The 21,132-nt window shown below is 71.3% G+C and carries 17 protein-coding genes; 10 read left to right on the forward strand and 7 right to left on the reverse strand.

Going from position 1 to position 21,132, the window contains the following annotated elements:
• Nucleotides 1-40: 40 nt before the first annotated feature.
• Complete coding sequence (locus Q5425_RS14965; protein ID WP_308672802.1) at nucleotides 41-211, forward strand: hypothetical protein; 171 nt, start codon at nucleotides 41-43, stop codon at nucleotides 209-211.
• A 120-nt stretch (nucleotides 212-331) separates the two neighbouring features.
• Here the strand turns inward: Q5425_RS14965 and Q5425_RS14970 are convergent, their stop codons facing one another.
• The 5 genes from Q5425_RS14970 to Q5425_RS14990 form a co-directional block, all read right to left on the reverse strand.
• Nucleotides 332-1,822: an alpha/beta hydrolase gene (locus Q5425_RS14970; protein WP_308672803.1), complete on the reverse strand. Its 1,491-nt coding sequence runs from the start codon at nucleotides 1,820-1,822 to the stop codon at nucleotides 332-334.
• Between the two features lie 82 nt (nucleotides 1,823-1,904).
• Nucleotides 1,905-3,299, reverse strand: coding sequence for an MDR family MFS transporter (locus Q5425_RS14975; protein WP_308672804.1), 1,395 nt, complete (start codon nucleotides 3,297-3,299; stop codon nucleotides 1,905-1,907).
• A 221-nt stretch (nucleotides 3,300-3,520) separates the two neighbouring features.
• Nucleotides 3,521-3,832: a hypothetical protein gene (locus Q5425_RS14980; protein ID WP_308672805.1), complete on the reverse strand. Its 312-nt coding sequence runs from the start codon at nucleotides 3,830-3,832 to the stop codon at nucleotides 3,521-3,523.
• A gap of 233 nt (nucleotides 3,833-4,065) precedes the next feature.
• Entirely contained in the window at nucleotides 4,066-4,953 is an 888-nt protein-coding gene (locus Q5425_RS14985) for a hypothetical protein (protein WP_308672806.1), read from the reverse strand.
• 110 nt (nucleotides 4,954-5,063) lie between these two features.
• A complete protein-coding gene (locus Q5425_RS14990; protein WP_308672807.1) occupies nucleotides 5,064-5,528 on the reverse strand; it encodes a GNAT family N-acetyltransferase in 465 nt (154 codons plus the stop codon).
• Nucleotides 5,529-5,583: 55 nt separating this feature from the next.
• Between Q5425_RS14990 and Q5425_RS14995 the strand changes: the two genes are divergently transcribed.
• Both Q5425_RS14995 and Q5425_RS15000 read left to right on the forward strand, forming a co-directional pair.
• Nucleotides 5,584-6,177, forward strand: coding sequence for a TetR/AcrR family transcriptional regulator (locus Q5425_RS14995; protein ID WP_308672808.1), 594 nt, complete (start codon nucleotides 5,584-5,586; stop codon nucleotides 6,175-6,177).
• A gap of 893 nt (nucleotides 6,178-7,070) precedes the next feature.
• Nucleotides 7,071-11,600, forward strand: coding sequence for a hypothetical protein (locus Q5425_RS15000; RefSeq protein WP_308672809.1), 4,530 nt, complete (start codon nucleotides 7,071-7,073; stop codon nucleotides 11,598-11,600).
• Here Q5425_RS15000 and Q5425_RS15005 read toward each other — a convergent pair.
• Nucleotides 11,557-12,522 (reverse strand): helix-turn-helix domain-containing protein, encoded by a 966-nt coding sequence (locus Q5425_RS15005; protein WP_308672810.1) that lies wholly within the window; start codon nucleotides 12,520-12,522, stop codon nucleotides 11,557-11,559. The genes Q5425_RS15000 and Q5425_RS15005 overlap by 44 nt on opposite strands.
• A gap of 52 nt (nucleotides 12,523-12,574) precedes the next feature.
• On the opposite strand from Q5425_RS15005, the gene Q5425_RS15010 reads away from it, so the two are divergent.
• The 7 genes from Q5425_RS15010 (at nucleotide 12,575) to Q5425_RS15040 (ending at nucleotide 19,587) form a co-directional block, all read left to right on the forward strand.
• The gene (locus tag Q5425_RS15010) at nucleotides 12,575-12,955 is read left to right on the forward strand and encodes a cupin domain-containing protein (RefSeq protein ID WP_396135173.1); all 381 of its coding nucleotides are present in this window, start codon (nucleotides 12,575-12,577) and stop codon (nucleotides 12,953-12,955) included.
• 548 nt (nucleotides 12,956-13,503) lie between these two features.
• On the forward strand, nucleotides 13,504-14,007 hold the full coding sequence (locus Q5425_RS15015; protein ID WP_308672812.1) for a helix-turn-helix domain-containing protein: 504 nt from the start codon (nucleotides 13,504-13,506) through the stop codon (nucleotides 14,005-14,007).
• Between the two features lie 68 nt (nucleotides 14,008-14,075).
• The gene (locus Q5425_RS15020; protein ID WP_308672813.1) at nucleotides 14,076-14,567 is read left to right on the forward strand and encodes an SRPBCC family protein; all 492 of its coding nucleotides are present in this window, start codon (nucleotides 14,076-14,078) and stop codon (nucleotides 14,565-14,567) included.
• Complete coding sequence (locus Q5425_RS15025; protein ID WP_308672814.1) at nucleotides 14,564-15,589, forward strand: LLM class flavin-dependent oxidoreductase; 1,026 nt, start codon at nucleotides 14,564-14,566, stop codon at nucleotides 15,587-15,589. Before Q5425_RS15020 ends, Q5425_RS15025 begins: the two co-directional genes overlap by 4 nt.
• An 11-nt stretch (nucleotides 15,590-15,600) precedes the next feature.
• Entirely contained in the window at nucleotides 15,601-17,931 is a 2,331-nt protein-coding gene (locus Q5425_RS15030) for a molybdopterin-dependent oxidoreductase (RefSeq protein WP_308672815.1), read from the forward strand.
• Nucleotides 17,932-17,938: 7 nt separating this feature from the next.
• A complete protein-coding gene (locus Q5425_RS15035) occupies nucleotides 17,939-18,484 on the forward strand; it encodes a dihydrofolate reductase family protein (RefSeq protein WP_308672816.1) in 546 nt (181 codons plus the stop codon).
• Entirely contained in the window at nucleotides 18,481-19,587 is a 1,107-nt protein-coding gene (locus Q5425_RS15040) for an epoxide hydrolase (RefSeq protein WP_308672817.1), read from the forward strand. The genes Q5425_RS15035 and Q5425_RS15040 overlap by 4 nt, the downstream gene beginning before the upstream one ends.
• Here the strand turns inward: Q5425_RS15040 and Q5425_RS15045 are convergent.
• A complete protein-coding gene (locus Q5425_RS15045) occupies nucleotides 19,584-21,107 on the reverse strand; it encodes an AMP-binding protein (protein ID WP_308672818.1) in 1,524 nt (507 codons plus the stop codon). The two genes, Q5425_RS15040 and Q5425_RS15045, sit on opposite strands and share 4 nt — an antisense overlap.
• Between the last annotated feature and the right edge of the window lie 25 nt (nucleotides 21,108-21,132).

Genomic DNA, 21,132 nt, shown 5'->3' on the forward strand with positions numbered 1-21,132 from the left:
GCACCGTGCCAGTGGCAGACCCGTCACGGTGGGGGAGCTGATGCTGCGACCGGACGTCCGTGGCCGGCGCCGTCCCGAAGACCTCGAAGTGCTCGAACTCGCCTACCGGATGCGCCGCCGGATCGGCCCGGAGGCGGCGGTCCGGACCCCGTCGCCCGGCGCCAGGGCGCTGGCCGTGGTCACCGGCCTTTGGCGGCGCAGGCCGCGGTAGCCGTCCCGCCGCGAACGGCGGTGGCCGGAAAATTGGGGCCGCGCGCGGGTTTTGGCGTTTCACGATGACGGAATCGCGCACCGCCGCGTGGCAGAAGAATTCCACCACGCGGCGGAACCGTCAAAACCCGATCGTCGACGGCGGTTTCGGCCCGGCGATCCTCGCCTGGGCCGTACCCGGTTCGACCGCGGCGCAGTGCGTGCCCTTGGCCGGGAGCCGGCCGGTGATCAGGTAGTCGTCGGTCGCCTTGACCACGCAGTCGCTCTTCTTGAAGTACGCGCCGTGGCCCCAGCCGTCGTAGGTGAGCAAGGTGCTGCCGCTCTGCCGAGCCGCTGTCCGCGACCACGCGTACGGCGTCGCCGGGTCGTGGCGGCTGCTCAGCATCAGCAGCGGCGGTGCCCCGTGGATCTGCGGCGGGTGCTGCGGGTTGCCGGTGCGGTTCGGCCAGCCGATGCAGCCGGTGACCGCGGTCCAGCCCAGCGAGTTGACCTTGACGTCCGGCGCGAGCGCCGCGGCCGCACGGCGGTAGACCTCGAGCTCGGCGAAGTTGTGCACGGGCAAGCGCCAGTCGTCGCAGAACACACTGGGGAGGACGTAGTTGACCGGGATGTCCGCACGCAGCCGCGTCGCGGCCCCGGCACCGTCCGCGAAGGACTTGAACACCGAAGCGAGCCGATCCCAGCTCGGGCCGTAGAAGTTGCTCTGGATGATCGTGGCGAGCGTCAGCGGCGTGACCGGATCACCGCTTCGCGGGTCTTTCAGCTCGCCGCGCGCGGCCTTGTCCTGCAGGTCACGAGTCAGCTCGGAGACGTCTCGGCCGTGCAGCGCGCAGCTCGGCGTCCGGTCGCACCAGGCGGCGAACTCGCCGAACTCCGCTTGCACCGACTGGGTTTCGCTCTTGATGAAGTCCCACGCGGTGAGCTGCGAATGGTCCATGTTGCTGTCCAGCACGAGCGCGCGGACCTTGTCCGGGAAGAGCTCGGCGTACTGCTGGCCCATCAGCGTGCCGTAGGAAACGCCGTAGTAGGTCAGCTTCCGCTCGCCGAGCGCGCCCCGGATGACGTCCATGTCCCGCGCGACGCTCTTGGTGTCGCCGAACTCCGCCAGCGGCCCGGTGAGCCGGGTGCAGCTTTCGCCGAGGTTCCGGTTGTACGCCGCGAGCTGCTCGAACTCGGCTTGGTTGCGGGGGACCTGCGGGTAGTCGGCGATCAGCTCGTCGAGCCCGCACTTGATCTGGGTGCTGCCGGCGACCCCGCGCGGGTCGAAGCCCACGGTGTCGAAGCGCTTGGTGATCTCGGGCGAGAGCGACCAGCCGGCTTTGACCTCACCGGTGCCCGAACCGCCGGGCCCGCCCGGGTCCATCAGGACCGAGCCGATCCGGGCCTGGGGATCCGTGGCCTTGCGCCGGGCGAGCGCGACGGTCGTGGTGCCCCGATCCGGGTGGGCCCAGTCGATCGGCACGGTTACCGTGCCGCAGTCGACGCCGGGCGCGTCCGCGCAGGGCTGCCAGTCGACCGCTTCCGCGGCCGAAGCCGGTGTCGCCGCCAGCAGGCTCCCCAACACCGCGGTTACGGCCGCGGCCGTCAGCCACCGCTTGTCGACCCCCGTCATGCCCAGCCCTTCCCCTCACCGACAGTGCACGATCGGCTCCAATAAATCACCGATCCGGTGATTACGCCACCCTCCGACCGACTCAAGCCGTGCTGTCCATTGTGGACGAACGCTCGGCGTGGCGGAGCCAGGCCGTGGCCAGCGCCCCCAGCACGCACAGCACCGCCAGCACGCCGAAGGCCCAGCCGAACCCGGTCGCCGGCCCGGTGGTCAGGCCCCGGGACAGCACGATCACGCACAGCGCGCCGCCGAGTGCGCCGCCCACGCGCAGCACGATGTTCACCAGCGCGGTGGCGTGGCCGAGTTCGGCGGCGGCGACCGACGCGTACGCCGCCGTCGACGCGGGGATGATCGACAGCCCCAGCCCGGCGCCACGGACCAGGAGCAGGGCCTGGATCAGCCACATCGGCGAGTCCGGGCCGAGCCACGGCATCGGCACCGTGCTCGCCAGCACCACCAGTGACCCGGTGAGCGAGACGGTGCCGCCGCCGTAGCGGTCGGTCAGCCGCCCGGCCACGAACACGAACACCGTCGTGGCCAGCCCCATCGGGGCGAGCAGGACCCCGGACTCGGCGGGCCCGGCGCCGAGCCGGACCTGGAACCACAGCGGGAGCAGCAGGACAGCGGCGAACATCCCGGCCCCGCCGAACAGCACGGACGCGAGCGCGGAGCCCAGCACCGGCCGCGCGACGAGGCGCAGCTGCAGCACCGGGTGGGGGGTGCGCAGCGACCGCCAGGTGAACAGGCCCATGGCGGCGGCGCCGACGGCCGTGAGTGCGATGTCGAGCGAGCCGGGGGTGGCGAGTTCGGTGAGCCCGTAAACCAGCAACGGCAGGCCGAGCGACACCAAGGCCAGACCACGCCAGTCCACCGGCGGCGGCTGCTGCCGGTCGCCGCGCGGCACGTACCGCAGCGCCAGCCCGAACGCGAGCAGCCCGATCGGGAGGTTCAGCCAGAACAGCACCGGCCACGAGAAGTGCGCGAGCAGGAACCCGCCGACGCTCGGCCCGACGACCGGCGCGAGCCCGACGACGAGCGCCAGCGTGCCCATGGTGCGGCCCAGCCGTTCCGGGCCGACGGCCAGCCCGATCACGGTCTGCCCGGCGGTGACCATGACGCCGGCGGCCATGCCCTGCACCGCGCGGACGCCGATCAGCGTGCCGGCGTCCGGGGCGAGCGCGCACGCCACCGACGTGAGCAGGAACGCGGCCAGTGCGCCGAGCCACAGCCGTCCGGCACCGAACTTGCGCCCGAGCCAGGGCGTGAGCGGCAGCGCGGCCGAGAGACCCAGCAGGTAAGCCGTGGCGACCCACTGGATTTCGACGAGCGCGGCACCGAGGTCGTCCCGCATCGTTTCCAGCCCGACGGCGACGATCGAGGCGTCCATGTTGCCGAGGAAGCCGCCGAGCGCCATCACGCCGGAGGCGATCCAGACAGTGCGCGGGATCGGGGGCAGGGCGGTGCGGAGTCCGGTCATGCCGCCGACGGTAAAAGCTCGAGAAAGGTTGAAGTCAACCGCGCCGGCCCCGGGGTAGCGGATCAGGCGCCGCCGGCCGGCCTGCGCCCGGACGCCCGACCAGCCGGCAGCCCCGCGGGCTCATGCGGCGGCCGGCGAAGACCGGCAGGACGTGGTTCCGCCGGTCCCGGCTGTGCGGGCCCGCCGCCTTCGCCGGGGCGTCCGGCAGCGCGGCGATCGTGTCACTGGGCCGGCCGGCGGCCCATCGTGCGGTCCCGGTAGTGCTCGAGCGCCGCCACGGACTCGGTGACCTGCTCGAAGCTGGGCAGCGCCCGCACGTTGGCCACCAGCGTCATGTCCTTGCGCGGGATCTCGACGAAGCACACCTCGACGCCGGCCTGCTCGGCGAGGGCGGCCACCTCGGTCCGCCAGCCGGGGAGATCGAGCTCGTCGCCGAGCCATTCGTGCAGGTAGACACCCCACTTACCGCGCAACAGCTCGCCTGCGATGGCTTCCAAGCCGACCAGGTACGGTTCCGTCACGTGCTCGGCCATGACCGTTCCCCGCAACACCAAGGCACTGCTTCCCTCCTGCACCCCGGCGGCGACCCATACCGCCGGGAAGCGCTCTCTCGGAGGTGGCCTCCCCGCTTCCACCGAGCAGCGCGTACCCCGGTGACCGATGGTCGAGCACCGGGGCCCGCCAACTTACCGGTGGATTTGGTTCCCAGCAACCGTTTCCCGAAGATCACCGGAAGCGCGTGCACAATCCGCGTGCGGATGCACGGTCATTTCAGCCGGGTGCGCAGCAGATTGGGCGATCCGCCGAAGTACGCGCTGTCGGCCACGTACAGCGTGTCACCGCGGACGGCCACCGACGTCGGGTTGGCCACCCCGTCCGAAGTGGACAGGATGGTCCGCGTGCGGCCGTGGCTGATCGTGACCACCCGGTTCTCCTGGTTGACGGCCGCGACGACGGTCCCGCCGTGGAAAGCGAAGTCGTCGACCGGTCCGAGCCCCTCGGCGACGACCCGGCCGGGTGTCCCGCTGATCGGGAACCGGACCAGCGTGCCCCGGTCCGGATTGGACACCCAAACCGCGCCGTCGTGGACTTTCACGCCGTTGGCGCCGAAGCCGTTCACCGGGGCGAGCAGGTCGCCGGTGGCCCAGTCGGTGACCTGCCCGGTGCGCGGGGAGACGCGCCGGACCACCGAGCCGAACGAGTCGGCGACGAAGACGTCGCCGCCGGCGGGATCCCGCGCGACGCCGTTGTGGAAGCCGGCCGGCGGCAGGGCGGCCACCTGCACCGGCGCGGTCCCGGGCCGCACGCGGTACAGGCCGGTGGCCGCCGTGCCGGTCGAAACGGCCACGTACAGGTCGCCGCCGGGGGCGCGGGTGATCCCGCCGAGGAACAGTTTCCGGTGGACCACCGGGACGTCGCCGTCGGCGGGGACCGGGATCCGGGCGAGCACGCCGACCCGGCCATCGGGAGTGACGCGGCCGATTTCGCCGGTGTAGGCGAAGGTGAGGTCGGCGGAGCCGTCGGGCTCCAGGGCGATGTTTTCCGGCTGCTGCCCGGCGGCGAGGTCGAGCGGAACGATCCTCGACGCCGCCTGTGCGGGTGCGGCCAAGACGGCGGTCGCGAGCACCGCGACGCCGATCAGCTTGAAGCGCAAGGGGAACTCCGGTTCGTGGGGGGAACGGCGGATCGCCGTGCCCCCGACGGTAGGCCCGGTGCGCGCCCGGCCGCCAATAGCTCAGCCTGGCGGGCCCATCGGAAAACCGATCACAGATCGCGAGCGAAGCAGCGCGAGATCGGCTCGCCGCGGTAGGGCCCGTACGCCTCGATCGGTTCGTAGCCTTCGCGCTGGTAGAAGCGGATGGCGTCCGGTTGCCCGGTGCCGGTTTCCAGCAGCAGCCGGCTGATGCCGAGGTTCCGCGCGTGGTTTTCGAGGGCGCGCAGCAGGGCGGCGGCAACGCCGGTACCGCGGGCCGCGGGTTCGACGTACATGCGCTTGACCTCGCCCGACCCGGGTCCGAGCGGCCGCAGGCCACCGCACCCGACGGCGCCGCCGCCGCCGTCGCGCGCGACGAGGAACACGGCGACGGTTTCGGCGGTGGGCAGCGCGCCGGGTTCGTGGTCGTCGGTGCCGTAGCGGGCGTCGAGTTCGGTCCGCTGGGCCTCGCGCAGGCGGACGGCGTCGGGATCGTCCCAGGCCACCGCGGTGATCGTCAGCGTGCCATCGAGCATCAGAGCGTCCTTTCCGTAACAGTTGTTACCGTAGCACCTGTTACGCTTCCGGGCGATGCCGAAATCACGTGACGTCCAGGCGCAGCGCGAACTGCTGTCGAACGCGACGTGGCAGGTGCTCGCCGAGGACGGCCTGCCGGGGTTGACGCTGCGCGCGGTGGCCGAGCGAGCGGGCTGCACGACGGGCTTGGTGCTGCACGCGTTCCCGACGAAGAAGGCGTTGCTGCTGCACGCGCGGGATCTGCTGTACGAACGAACGGCGATCCGGGCGGACGCGGCCGAGGCGGCGAGCGCCGGCGCGTTCGACGCGCTGGCGGCGGTCCTCGGCCAGGCGGTCGACCTCCCGCACGGCCACCACGAGGAATCCCGCGTGTGGGTGGGCTTCCTGGCGGCGGCATTGGCCGACAACGCCTTGGCCGAACGCCACCGCGCGGCAAACCGTTCCTTCCTGGCCAGGATCCGGCGGCTGGTGGCGGCGTGCCGTCCGAAGTGGACGGACGAACGGCTGGAGCTGACGACGAAGAGCCTGGTGGCGCTGGTGGAGGGGCTGAACGTCCTGGCCGCGGCCGACCCGCAGACGTATCCGGCGCGGGTGCAGCAGGCCGCACTGGCGGCGGCGCTCGCCGAGCTGGAAGCGCCGCCTGCTTGACGGCTGTCCGTCATCACCGAATGTAGCTCCGCCGAGTGGGTGAACCATTCGGCGAGATTCACCTGATGACGGTCCGGCGCTCGGCTTTCCCGCCGGACAACGGTTTTTCACGGCTGTCCGGGCGCTGGTCCCGGCTACCCTGCGATGGGTCGGCGGGAGGAGAATTCGTGGCGGAGAAACCGCCGCCGGAGGCGGCCAACCACATCAGCGGTGCCGTGACCGGGTCGGCGTTGCAGGTCGGTGCGCTCCACGGCGACATGTACGTCCGCCTCGCGGACGGGGCACCGGCGGCCGAACCGGTTCCCGTCGATCCGCCCGCGGACTGGTCGGACCTCCCCGAGCTGCCACCCAGGATCGGTTCCCTGCTGCGCGCGCAGATCCGGCACGCGGAGAGACTGCCTTACCGGCTGCGAGGGGCCCGTCGTCCGGCACTGTCGACCGTCTACGTCCGCCAAGACGTGACGACCGGGACGGAGCTGCAGCCGTCCGACCAGGTGCGGCCGCTCCCCGTGCTCGACAGCAAGGGCAGGCTCATCGACGTCCCCGTCCCGCCGGCGGCGCGGCTCACAGTGCGGCCGCCGTCGCGAAGCATGCGCGAAGCGCTCGACGGTGGTGAGCATCTGCTGGTGACCGGCGGGCCGGGGCAGGGCAAATCGACCCTGTCGCTGCAGCTGGCCGCCGAGGCCGCCCGGTGCTGGCAGGGTGACGGCGACACCCCGCCCTTGAGCGAGCCCGTCCTTCCGCTGCGGCTGACCGCGCGTGAGCTCGCGACCCGCCTCGAGCTGCCCTTTTACGAGGCGCTGTCCGAAACCGTCCGCGGCGAGTACGGCGCGATGCTCGCCCAGCCGCTGCGGCCGGACGACCTGGCCGGGCGCGTCGCCGGCTGCCGGTGGATGCTGCTCGTGGACGGGCTCGACGAGGTCGCCGACACCGCCCTCCGGGACCGGCTGGTCACGGTGCTGGCCGCATGGGCCTCGGACGCGGCCTACCGCGTCGTCCTCACCACCCGGCCGATCGAGGGGGCGACGCTGGCGCCGTTCCAGCGCATCGGCGCGGCACGCTACGAACTGCTGCCGTTCGGCGAGGAAGCGTTCCGCCTGTTCGCCGAGCACTGGTTCACGGAAAGCGCCGGTGCCGCGGAGAAGTTCGTCCGCCAGATCCGGGAGGCGCACCTGGACGAGCTCGTCCGGGTGCCGTTGCTGGCTACGATCGCAGCGATCATCTTCGAGCAGTATGCCGACCGGCCGCTGCCGGACAACCAGTACGAGCTCTACGAGACGTACCTGGAGTACCTGAGATCCGCGCATCACGTGCCGCCGGGGCCGTTCGACGAGTGCTGCGGGATGCTGCTGGAGCACCTGGGCCGGGTCCGGCTCGAAGAGGACACGTCCCTGAGCACCGCGGCCTGCCGGTGGGTGGGTGAGCAGCGGCCCGAACTGGGCGCCGAGGCCGGCTGGCGCGAACAGCTCATCGGTCACTTGGCGGCCGTGGGCCCGTTTCTCTTCCGTGCTGACGACCTGGGCTTCCTCCACCACAGTTTCGCCGAGCACCTCGCGGCGACGGCGAAGTCCCGGTTGCTTCCCGAGACCTTCGATGGGGCGCACCCCGGCTTCGCCGAGCTGCTGCACGCGGCCGAGCCCGACGAGCGCGGCCGCTACGCCCGGCGAGTCTTGGTGCACTACACGCGGCTGCATCCGGCTGAGGCGGACCACCTGATCCGGTACCTCCACGACGGCCGGCCGCTGCGGCACTTGCTCGCAGCGCGTCTGCTCGCCCGGCACGTGCCGGCGGGAACGGACGCCGTGGACGCGTTCCTGGAGACGGCGCGCGCCTGGGCCGCCACCTCCCAGTACCCGGGCGCGAAGATCCTCGCCGAAGTCAGCCGGGCCGCCCACCACCCCGGCTTGGTGGGCTGGCTGCGAAGCCTTTTGCGCGATGAGGGCGTGCCGTGGCCATCGCGGGTCGAGGCCGCCGTGGCGTTGGGGACGCGACTCGACAGCGATGCCCGCGCGGAGGCGGTGGCGATGCTTCGCACGGTCGTGCGCAGCACGGGCATCGACGTGCAGGCCCGGCTCGACGCCGCGGAGGCGCTTTCGCAGTGCGGTGCCGACGAGCGCGAGGCGGCGGTGGCCGGCCTGGCGTCCGTGCTGGAAAGCCCGGCTGTCACGGCGACGCAGCACGGCGATGCCGCGGTCGTCCTCGCCGGCTTGGGCTCCGGCCCGCGGGTCCGAGCGATCGGTGCACTGACGGCGGTGCTGGACAGTCCCGGCGCGACCGACCAGGACCTCGTGGCCGCCGCGGTCAGCCTGCTGGAAATCGACGTCGAGTTCCACGAACGCGGTGCGACGGTGTTCCGGGCCGTGCTGCATCGCCGCTCGTGGTCGACTCTCGGAGTCGAGGACGCAGCGGTGGGCTTGGCCTCGGTGGGACCGGGGTACCTGGTGGAGGCGGTGACCGCGCTCGAAAACCGGGTCGCCGACCGCCGGCGGCACTACTCCGGCAGGCTGTACAGCGCTCATGTCCTGGCCCGGTTGGGCTCACAGCACCGCATCAGGGCGGGCGAGCTGATCCTCGAGCTGGCGACCAGCTCGGCCGGGGCGGGGTTCGACCGGGCTTACACCGCGTCGCTGCTCGCCGATTGCGGGCCCGAGTTCCACGAGCAGGCTCTGTCACTGATCCGTTCGGTGCTGGACGATCCGGCCGCGGCCGACGGGTTTCTGCTCACCGCGGGGAGCAGACTGACCGACCTGGGGCCCGGCCACTGGCCGGAAGCCGCGCAGGCGTTCACTCGCGCCGCCGATCACCCGCTGGGCTTCGACCAGCTCACCATGAACGCACTCGGGTCCCTGGCCGCGCTGGGTGAACCGCACGAGGCGCCGGCCCTGGCCAGGCTCCGCTCCGCGATGAACCGGCCCGAATCGACCGTCGAGACGCGGTACCGGGCCGCCTTGGAACTTTCCCTCCTCGGCCCGGAATTCCATCCCGAAGTGATCGACCTGCTGATTCGCCTCTCAGGAACGCCGCTTCCGCTGACGCTCCGGTGCGAGATCTTGCGACAGCTCAGGCGGCTTGCCCCAGACCTGGCACAGCAGCCCCCCGCAGGGGTGATCGGGCAGCTGATCGGGCGAAAGGACAGTGAGAGCCGGGCCGAAGGGCTCCCGCATTACCGGTGGGACGTGCCCGATCCGGACGAGCTGGCCCGAATACTGGAAGAGGTGATGGACGACCGGGAACGCAGTGGTCGTCAGCGGTTCGACGCGGCGGTCAATCTGACCTTGATGCACCGCCGCTACCACGCCGCGGCCGGACGAGGATTCGTCAAGCTGCTCCGGGACGGTGTCGTCGAGGACAACGAGATCTTCTTCATGGGACGCCAGGTCAGCCGGGGTGGCGTCGAACTGCGCCGTCTGGTGTCCGGGGCGTTGCGCGAGGTGGTGCTTTCGCCGGCCAGCCGTCCTGGCCGGATATGCAGTGCTGCGGACGCGATGGACGCACTGGCCGCGTTGGACGACGATGGTGTGCTTTCCGTGCTGAGCAGGGTGGCCGCCGACTTCTCGGCCGACGCCCCGGCGCGGTGCGATGCGGTTGTTCTCCTGCTGCGGAACAACATTCTGCTGTCTGCGGATGCGGTCGACATGGTTCTCCGGCTTCGCTCCGGACTGGAGAATTTCGGCTGGACGCGCTATGTGCGCAATGTCGTCGAGTTCGGTGCGGATGTAGTGGACGAGGTACGCGCGGTGGTGCTCGATCACGACGTGGACTGCTATCAGCGGCAGCAATCAGCTGTTCTCATCACGGAGATGCTGCCGGTCCCGGGGGTGCCCGAGATGGCCGAACTGAGGTCGCAGGCCGAGGACCCGTTCATCGACACCGGTTGCCGAAGCGGTGCGATGACCAAGCTGGCCGGCCTGGATCCCACGACCGTCGCGGTGACCGCCGCCGCGCTGCGCGCGACGATGGCGGATGAGCGGAAGCCGATCGGCCAACGCTGCGATGCCGCTTACGAACTCGCGCGCATCGATGGACCGGCGGGGGAACTCGCCCGCCGGACCTTGCTGTCGATCGCCGGAGCGCCGGAGCCGACTCCGGCGGAACGGGGTGAAGCGCTGACGTTCCTCGGGTTCTTCCGGATCGACGGCTCGACGATCCGGTGCCGGCTGGCACTGGCTCACGACCCGGTGGTCACGTCCGGCGAAGTCCGCGCTGCCGTGGTGCGCCACCTCACGGGTGAGGAGCGCCGGTCGGCCGCACGCGCGCTGATATCGGACCGCCTGGTCTCACCGGCGACTTGGTCGGATTGCGTGAGCCGGTGGAAAGACGGTCCCTTCGCCCGGGAAGCCGAGCGGGTCCTCCTCGATCGGCTGGCCGGTCCGGAAACGGCGCCGGCCGAGCGGATCGACGCAGCTGTGGCCCTGAGCAAGATCTCCCCGGCGCTCGTGCCGGGAGCCGTCGAAGAACTCGAGAAGCTGAGCCGTGGTCGTGTGGCCGTTCGTCGCGCGCGCCGGGAACTGGCGTTGCTGGACCCGCGTTGGCGTGAGCGTGTCGTCGCCGACGCGCGAGCGGTGCTGGCGGATGCCGGACGGCCTGGGCGTGAGCGGGCCGAAGCCGGCCTCGTCCTGCTCGACGTCACCTCCGAACTCCCCGGGCCGTGCCGCAAGCACCTGGAAGACCTGCTGGACGACGGACGGATGGCCGGTCGTCTCCGGCTTCGCATCCTGTTCGGCTTGAGGCGCTTGGACGACGTCCGGGCGATCCGCGACGACCGGCGCTTCCCGTTCGCGCTGCGGCGGGACGCCGCCGGCAAGCTGTCCCGCTACGACCGCCAAGACCGCGTTGCGGCCGCCGGGCTCCTCCAGGCGATCGCCGCCGACCCGGACTGTCATCCCAGACTGCGCTGGTCGGCGGCGGACGACCTCGCCGGGCTGGGAGTTCGGGGCCACGAACTCGGGACGGCGGCGCTGGAGTCGTTGATGAAGGACGAAACGCTTCCCGGTCCCGCGCGGCGGGACGCGGCCGGCCGGCTGGGGGTGCACAGACCCGACTTGCGGGGCGAGGTGCTCCACGTGTTGCGCGGCTTTGAAGGCGAAGGAGACGCGCTGGTCTGGAAGACGATCGGTGACTTCCGACCCGAAGAAGCGGTACTCGGCCTCCTCGACATGGCCCGCGACCGAAGCCTCGGCCCGGTGGTCCGCTGCCGCAGCGCCTGGGCCGCTGCACGCCTGCACCGCGACCACCGCGAAGCCGCCGCCATCGTTGCCCGCGAGCTCGCCCACGACGAGCGGGCGCCGCTTCACATCCGCATCTCCGCCGCCCGATTGCTGGCCTCGGTCAGCGAACTGTGCCGCCCGGAGGCTCGTGAGCTCCTGGAGCGCTGGAAGATCAAGCCGCCGGGCCGAAGCGGCGGCGATAAGCGCTCGGGCTGAGACCCGTGTGACGCCGCAGCTGGGCCCTCAAGTTCGCCGCTGTTCCGAAGCCGCTCAACGCCGCCACTCGATCCAGCCTCAGCTCGCCGCGCTCGATCAAGCGGCATGCCAGCGTCACGCGTTCCGTTGTCAGCCACGCCAGCGGTGTGGTGCCCAGCTCCGCGCGGAACTTCCGGTGCAGCGTCGCCGGGCTGGTGGCCGCCCGGGTGGCCAGGTCCGCGACCGTCAACGGCGTGTCCAGCCGCTCCAGGGCCCACGCCAGGACCGGGGCCAGGGATGTCTCCGGCACCGCCGGGACCGGGCGGGCGATGAACTGCCGCTGGCCGCCGTCGCGGTGGCCGGTGAACACCAGGCGGCGGCTGACCGCGTTGACCACCTCCGCACCGTGGTCGCGGTGGATCAGGTGCAGGCCCAAATCCAGTGAAGCCGCGCTGCCCGCCGCCGTGAGGACGTTGCCCTCGTCGATGAACAGCACGTCCGGTTCCCAACGCACGAGAGGGAACCGCGAAGCCAGCGAAGCGGCCCACTGCCAGTGCGTGGTCGCGCGCCTGCCGTCGAGTACGCCCGCCTCGGCCAGCGCCAAAGCTCCGGTGCAGAAGCTGACCAGGCGGGCGCCGCGGGCGGCCGCCCGGCGGATGGCCGCGATGATCGCCGGGGCCGTCGGCACGTGGGTGTCCGGGCGGGCGGGCACGATCAGCGTGTCCGCTGTGTCGGCGGCCTCGAGACCGGCGACGCCGGACAGCGTGAACATCCCGAGGTTCATCCGGACCGAAGGTGTCGCCGCGCAGAGCGTGAAGTCGTACCAGGGCCGGTCGAGTTCGGGGCGCCGGAGGCCGAACAGCTCGGTCGCCACACCCATTTCGAACGGGTTCGACTCCTCGGTGACGATCGCGACGACCCGGTGCGAGAATTCTTGCGGCATGTGCGATTCCTAGCACTCGCGCCGGCGAAACACCAGGTCGAGCATGGGACGCATGAACCCGATCGACCTCAACGAGGTGCTGGCGAGCTTCGACGCCGCCTGGAGCCCGCGCATCGTCACCCGCGTCAACGACTACGACATCCGCCTCGCCCGGTTCGACGGCGAGCACGTCTGGCACGTCCACCAGGACACCGACGAGTTCTTCCTGGTCCTCGACGGCGAGATCGAGATCGGCCTGCGCGACCCGGCGGAACGGGTGGTCACGCTCGGCCGCGGGCAGGTCTTCGTGGTGCCGAAGGGCACCTTCCACAAGCCGTCGTCGAAGACGGGTGCGAGTGTGCTCCTTGTCGAACCGGCGGGGACGCTCTCGGTCGGCGACGCGCACGACGAGGTCCCCGGCCACGTCGACGTGACCACCGGCCACCTGGTCTAACGCCGGCACCATGCTGACTGTCGTGCCGGCCGACGAGGTGTCCTGGGCGGACCTGGAGGCGATCGCGGCGACGCGGCGGCCAGGACTTCGAGACACGCCCGTCGAGTGACGTTCGGACACCCCCGAAGAACGCGCCGAGCGGCTCCGCGCCCAAACCGCCGACCACGCGACCGGGCTCGTCGCCCACCTCGACGGCGAGCCCGCCGGCTGGTGCGCGGTCGAACCCCGCACGGCCTACCGCCGCCTGCTCGACAGCCGGCTGGTCTGGGCCGGTCGCGACGAGGACAAGGCGGACGGCGGCGTCCGGCGGTCACCTGCTTCGTCACCTGCAAGGGCTGCCGGCGCCAAGGGGTGAGCACGGCCCGCCCTCCCTGGGGGCTGCCCCCGCCTCCAGCGTATCGAGGGGGCCGGACGGAAAATCGGGAATCAGTTCGCCGAGGGCCCGGTTGTCCACACCCCGGCCGAACTGTGCACAACCAGACGTCCCCGCGGGTAGCGCCCCGCCTGACCTGCTGAGTCTTTCCCTGGAACGGCGTACCCTCAGCCGCATGAAACGGACATCGTTCGCGCAGTGGCCGTGCTCGATCGCGCGCACCATGGACCTGCTGGGGGATTGGTGGACCCCGCTGGTGCTGCGGGACGCCTTCTACGGCGTGCGCCGCTTCGACGAGTTCCAGCAGGCGCTCGGCATCGCACGCAACACCCTCGCCGACCGGCTCAAGCGGCTGGTCGACGAGGGGCTGCTGGAAAAGGTGCCGTACCAGGCCGAGCCCGTGCGCTACGACTACGTGCTCACCGAAAAGGGCCGCGACTTCTATCCGGTGCTGCTCGCGATGACCCGCTGGGGCGACAAGTGGCTGGCCACGGAGGCGGGCCCGCCGATCACCGTGCACCACCTCGCCTGCGGGCACGACACGCACGCCGAAATCGTCTGCGCCCAGTGCAAGGAACCGATGACGCCGGACGACACCCGGATGCGCCGGGGCCCCGGCTTTCCGCCCCGGCTGGCGCAGCGCCCGGACGTCGAAGAGCGGTTCTCGCGGCAGGAGTGACGTTGACACGCTAGGTCTATCTACGCAACTATCGTGGTCAACGGCTCTTCGAGAGGAGTGCGACCACGATGGAGTGGACGGGTGCGCGGTACGCCGACCGGCCGACGGCCGAGGTCTCGACCTGGATCGACGCCGCGCCCGAAGACGTCTGGCCGGTCGTCTCGGACATCTCGCTGATGCCGGAGCTGAGCGCGGAACTCCAGTCCGTCGAGTGGTGCGAAGCCGGCCGCAAGTTCCTCGGCCGCAGCAAGCACGACGCGTTCGGTGAGTGGGAGACGACCTCGTACGTCGTGGAATGCGAAGCGCCGCGGGTGTTCGCGTGGGCCGTGCAGGACCCCGATGAGCCCAGTGCTGTCTGGAAGTTCACCCTCGAGCCCGACAACGGCGGGACCCGCCTGAGCCAGTGGATGCGGATGGGCCCCGGCCGGTCCGGGTTGTCGTTCGCCATCGACCGGATGCCGGAGAAAGAACAGAAGATCGTCTTCGTCCGCATGCGGGAGTTCGAGACGGCCATGACGGGTAACCTCGCCGCGATCAAGGCCCGGGTCGAGAACCGATGAGGACCGCGACGACCGTCGAGTTCTCCACGGACACCCGCGCGACGCTGGACTTCGTGCTGGAAGCGGAAAAGCTGGGCCTCGACGTCTGCTGGGTGGCCGAAGCCTGGGGCTCGGACGCGCCGTCCGCGCTCGGCTACCTCGCCGCCCGCACCGACCGGATCCGGCTCGGCTCGGGCATCATCCAGCTGGGCACGCGCACGCCGGTCGCGATCGCGCAGGCCGCGTTGACGCTGGCCGACCTGTCCGGCGGGCGGTTCGCGCTCGGCCTCGGCGCGTCCGGGCCGCAGGTGATCGAAGGCCTGCACGGCGTCCCGTTCGCCAAACCGCTGACGCGCATGCGCGAGACCGTCGAGATCATCCGCCGGGCCTTCGCGGGGGAGAAGATCCTGTTCTCCGGCCGGGCGTTCGAGATCCCGCTGCCCGGCGAGAGCCGTCCGATGCGGCTGTCCACGGCGCCGAACCCGGACATCCCGATCTACCTCGCGACGCTGTCGCCGAAGCTGCTGGAGCTCACCGGCGAGGTCGCCGACGGCTGGCTCGGCACCAGTTTCGTGCCCGAAGGCGCCGAGGCGTACTTCGCCCACCTCGACGCCGGCCTCGCGAAGGCCGGAAGGCAGCGCGCGGACATCGACGTCTGCCAAGGCGCCGAAGTCGCCTTCGCGGACAACGAAGACGAGTTGCGCGCCATGGTCGGCAGCCGCAAGAAGGAACTCGCGTTCAGCCTCGGCGGGATGGGCTCGGCCAGCACGAACTTCTACAACAACGCCTACAGCCGGCAGGGCTGGGCCGACGTCGCCGCCGAAGTCCGCGAACGCTGGCAGGCCGGTGATCACGACGGCGCCACCGCGCTCGTCACCGACGAAATGGTGCTCGGCACGACGCTGATCGGCACCGAAGAGATAGTGCGTGAACGCCTGCGCGTCTGGCGCGGCGCCGGCATCGACACGGTCCGGCTGTACCCGGCCGGCGAAACACTCGAAGCGCGTCTCACGACGCTGGGCCGCGCGCTGGACCTGCTGTGAAGGGGACCGCCATGGGCGAGTGGCAGCGCACCGCGTGCAGCCTCTGCTACCTCAACTGCGGGCTGGAGGTGCAGCTCGACGGCCGGAAGATCACCCGCGTCCGCGGCGACAAGGCGCACCCGCGCTCGGGCGGCTACCTCTGCCAGAAGGCACAGCGCCTGACCTTCTACGGCGACCACGAGGACCGCTTGACGACGCCTCTGCGACGGCGTCCCGACGGCACGCACGAGCCGATCGGCTGGGACACCGCGCTCACCGAGATCGCCGCGAAGCTGCACACGATCCGGGACGTCGACACCGCCGCCGGGCGGCCGGGCTCGTTCGCCTACGTCGGCGGCGGTGGCCAGGGCAACCACTCCGGCGGCGCGTACGGCACGTCGCTGCTGAAGTGGATGAACTCGACGCGCCACTTCAACGCGCTGTCGCAGGAGAAGACCGGCGACTTCTGGGTCAACGGGCAGCTGTTCGGCTCGACGCTCGTGCACACCGCCGAGGACGTCGAGCACTGCGACCTGCTGGTCGTGCTCGGGTGCAACCCCTGGCAGGCCCACGGGTTCAGCAACGCCCGGCACGCGCTCAACACGCTCAAGAACGACCCGGACCGCCGGATGATCGTGCTCGACCCGCGGCGCACCGAGACCGCGGAGCTGGCCGATCTGCACCTCCCGCTGCGGCCGGGCACCGACGCCTACCTGCTGGGGGCGATCCTGGCGCTGCTGCTCGACCGCGGTGCGGCGGACGAGGAGTTCCTGGCCGAGCGGACCGAAGGCTTCGACGAGGTCGCCGCCGTGCTGGCGAAAGTGCCGGTGGACGACTGGATCGCGCACGCCGAAGTGTCCCGTGTGGACGTCGAAAGGGCCGTCGACCTCATGTGCGCGGCGAAGGCGATGACCGTGCGCGTCGAGCTGGGCATCCAGCAGGGACGGCACTCGACGCTCAACAGCTACCTCGAGAAGCTGCTGTACCTGCTCACCGGGCACTTCGGCCGCCGCGGCACCAACAACCTGCACTCGTGGCTGCTGCCGCTGTGGGGCGCGACGACCGGGCAGCGCTCCGAGATCACCGGCTTCGAGTACATCGGCGGCCTGCTGCCGGCGAACACCCTCGCCGAGGAAATACTCGCCGACCACCCGAACCGCGTCCGAGCGGTGTGGGTGGAGTCGTCGAACCCCGCCAACACGTTCGCGGGCACGCGGGAGGTCGAACGCGCTCTGGAGGCCGCGGAGCTGTCCGTGGTCGTCGATGTCGCCTACACCGAGACGGCCGCGCTGGCGGACTACGTGCTGCCCGCGGCGTCGCAGCACGAGAAGTGGGAGTTCACGCTCTTCACCTTCGAGTGGCCGACGAACTACTTCCAGCTGCGGCGGCCGTTGCTGGACCCGTTGCCGGGCACGCTGGTCGAGGCCGAGATCTACGCGCGGCTGTTCGACGCGCTCGGCGTGCTGCCGCCGTCCGGCGTCCTGGCCGAGCTGGCCGCCGGGCCGCGGCCGGAGCTGCAGGCGGGCCTCGGCGCACTGGTCCAGGCGATGCCGGAGCGCGCGGCGATCCTGCCCGTGCTGCTCTACCGCACTCTGGGCGCGTCGCTGCCCGACGGTGCGGCGTCGATCGCGCCCCTGTGGGCGGGCTGCCACCGCGCGGCGAGGTCGATGACCGTGCCGGTGCAGCGCGCGCTGGGCAGCTCCGCCACCGGGCCGCAGCTGGGGGAGGAACTCTTCGAGCGGGTCCTGGCCGGTCCGACGCCGTTTTCGGTCCACGAGCAGGACGAGGTCTGGAGCCTGCTGCGCCGCGAGCGCGTCCGGCTGGCCGTGCCGGAACTGCTGGACTGGCTGGCCGCGCTGGACCCGGCCGCCGAACGACCCGACCCGGCGTTCCCGTTTTCGCTGCTCAACGGGCAACGGCGGGCGCACAACGCGAACCAGATCCTGCGTGACCCGCGCTGGCGCCGCACCGATCCGGACGGCGCCTTGCGCGCGCGGCCCGAAGAACTGGCGTCGATCGGCGCGTCCCCGGGCGACTGGGTGGCCGTCGTGACGGCGGCCGGACGGGTGGTCGTCCGGGCCGAAGCCGACCCCGCGCTGCGGCCGGGGCAGCTCTCCCTGCCGCACGGTTACGGCATGGCCCACCCGGACGCCCACGGCCGCCGGGTGGTCAGCGGCCCGCGGATCAACCTCCTGACGGACGCGCTGGACCGCGACCCGATCGCGGGCACCCCGCACCACAAGGACGTCCCGGCGCGCCTGGAACCCGTGACCGAACAGGAGCGGGCCCGGGCGGAGGCGGACAGCGCGCGCGTGCGCGAGACCGTCGCGAGTGGACGGCGTGGACGTTTCGCCGGTTTATAGTGGGCCCATGCGCAAGATCGTCGCGAACCTGTTCATTTCGCTGGACGGCGTGGTCGAAGCGCCGGACAAGTGGTCGTTGCGGTACTGGAGCGACGAAATCGGCCAGGCGGTCGGCAGCGGGATGGCCGCGGCCGACGCAATGCTGCTCGGGCGCGTCACCTACGAAGGATTCGCCGAAGCGTGGCCCGGCCGGACCGTCGAGGACGACGAAGGCGCCCAGTTCATGAACAACGTCCGCAAATACGTGCTTTCGTCGACGTTGTCCGAAGTCGGCTGGAACAACTCGACGCTGCTGACCGGCGACCCGGCCGAAGCCGTCCGGACGCTGAAAGCCTCGCCCGGCGGCGACATCATGACCAGCGGCAGCACGACGGCGGTGCGGTGGCTGCTGTCCGAAGGGCTGGTCGACGAGCTGAACCTGCTGCTGTACCCGGTCGTCGTGGGCCGCGGAAAGCGCTTGTTCCCCGAAGAAGGGCCATCGTTCCCGCTGGAGTTGCGGAAGTCGGCGACGTTCGGCAACGGCGTCGTGCAGCTGACGTACGCGCCGGCATGATCACGCCGTTCCGGATCGAGGTCCCCGAGGCGGACCTCGACGACCTGCGCGCGCGGCTGCGCCGGACGCGCTGGCCCGAGGCCGAATCGGTGGACGACTGGAGCCAGGGCACGCCGCTGGGGTACCTGCGTCCGCTGTGCGAATACTGGGCGGCTTCGTACGACTGGCGTCGCACGGAAGCGCGGCTGAACCGGTTTCCGCAGTACCGCACCGAAATCGACGGGCTCGGCATCCACTTCCTGCACGTGCGCTCCTCGCGGCCGCACGCGCTGCCGCTGATCCTCACGCACGGCTGGCCCGGCTCGTTCCTCGAGTTTTCGAAGGTGATCGAGCCGCTGTCGGAGGAGTTCCACCTGGTGATCCCGTCGCTGCCGGGCTACGGCTTCAGCGACCGGCCGTCGGCACCGGGCTGGGGCATCGAGCGGATCGCGGCGGCGTGGGCTTCGCTGATGGCCCGTCTGGGCTACTCGCGTTACGGCGCCCAGGGCGGCGACTGGGGAACGTCGATCACGACGTCGCTGGCCCAGCTGGACGCGGCGCACCTGGCGGGCATCCACCTGAACCCGCCGATCGCGGCCCCGGACCCGGCGACGTTCGGCGACCTGACGTCGGCCGAACGTGCCGCGCTTGCCGCGTTGGAGCACGCGCAGCGCTGGGAGGACGGGTATTCGGTGCTGCAGTCGACCCGCCCGCAGACGATCGGGTACGGCCTGCTCGACTCCCCGGCGGGCCTGTGCGGCTGGCTGGTGGAGAAGTTCCACGCCTGGTCCGACGGCTTCCCGTTCACCCGTGACGAGCTGCTGGACGACATCACGCTGTACTGGCTCACGGGCACGGCGGCGTCCGCGGCCCGGCTGTACTGGGAGAGCATCCGCAAGGTCCAGAAGTGGTTCTCGGAGGCCACGGACGACACGGTCGACGTCCCGGCGGGGTGTTCGATCTTCCCGAAGGAGATGCCGAGGCCGTCGCGTCGGTGGGCGGCGAAGCGGTACACCGACATCCGGCATTGGCACGAGCTCGAGCGGGGCGGGCACTTCGCGGCTTATGAGCAGCCCGAGCTGTTCGCCGAGGAGGTGCGGACGTTCTTCCGGCTGGTCCGCTAGTTGACCTGCCTCGACTGCCCCCGCCAGAACGGCTCCCGCAGCTTGAACTTCTGGATCTTGCCGGTCGCCGTCCGCGGGAGCTCGTCCAGGAACTCCACCCGCTTCGGGCACTTGTACCCCGCCAAATACCCGCGGCAGTGCCGGATCAGCTCTTCCGCCGTCACCTCCCCCTCCACCACGACCAGCGCCGTCACCAGCTCGCCCCACTTCTCGTCCGGGGTGCCGATCACCGCGGCCTCGCGGATCGCCGGGTGCGAGTTCAGCGCGTCCTCCACCTCGATCGACGACACGTTCTCGCCGCCGGAAATGATCACGTCCTTCTTGCGGTCCGCGATCGTCAGGTACCCGTCGTCGAACGAACCGCCGTCGCCCGTGTGGAACCAGCCGCCTTCCTGGACCCGCGCGGTTTCCGCCGGGTTCTCCCAGTAGCCGTCGAGGTTGTGGTTGGACTGCGCGAGCACCTCGCCGTCGCGGTCGACGGCGATCCGGACGCCCAGCGCCGGCGTCCCCGCGCGGCCCAGCAGGCGGGCCTGCTCCTGCGGGTCGAGGCCCGCCCACTCGCTGCGCATCCGGTTGACCGTCAGCAGCGGCGCGGTCTCGGTGAGCCCGTAGATCTGGATGAACTCCCAGCCCAGCTCGGCCCGGACCCGCTCGATCGTGCGCGTCGGCGGCGGGGCGCCGGCCACGACGATCCGGACGCGGTCGCGGCCGGGGACCTCGCCGGTCCAGGTCGTGGCCGCGTCCAGCGCCGCCGTGACCACCGCGGGGGCCGCGCAGAGGATGGTGACGCCGTGTTCGTCGATGCGCCGCAGGATCTCGGCGCCGTCGACCTTCCGCAGCACGATGTGCCGCCCGCCGAGGCCGGTCACCGCGTACGGCATGCCCCAGCCGTTGCAGTGGAACATCGGCAGGGTGTGCAGCAGGACGTCGTTGTCGCTCAACGTCGTGTGCAGGCCGAAGACGGCGGCGTTCAGCCAGAGGTTGCGGTGGGTGAGCTGCACGCCCTTCGGCCGCGCGGTCGTCCCCGACGTGTAGTTGATCGTGGCGGTCGCCGACTCGTCGCCGTCCCACGGCCGGGGCGTTCCGTCGCCGCCCCAGATGGCCTCGTCGTCGCGGCCGAGGACGAACACGTGCTTCGCCGTCACCGTGTCCAGCAGGTGCGCCAGCTCCGGGTCGACGATCAGCACCTCCGCCCCGGAGTGCTCCACTATGTACTTGACCTCGGCCGCGGCCAGCCGGAAGTTCACCGGCACCAGGATGCGGCCCCAGCCGGACACGCCGAAGAACGACACGAGCAGGCGGGCGGCGTTGTGCGACACCACCGCGACGCGCCCGCCGGCCGGCACACCCAGCGCGTCGAGGTTGGCGGCCTGCGCGCGGGCCCGGCGCGCCACCTCGCGGTAGGTGAGCGAACCCCAGCTCGGGGCGGGCTGGTCCGGCTCGTCGACCACCGCGACGCGGTCCGGGTACACCGTTTCCGCGCGGTCGAGGAAGTCCCGGACACCCAGATCGAAGAACATCCCCCGATGATGACTCTTCGCAGGT

The sequence above is a fragment of the Amycolatopsis sp. A133 genome (assembly GCF_031082405.1).
GTDB lineage: Bacteria > Actinomycetota > Actinomycetes > Mycobacteriales > Pseudonocardiaceae > Amycolatopsis.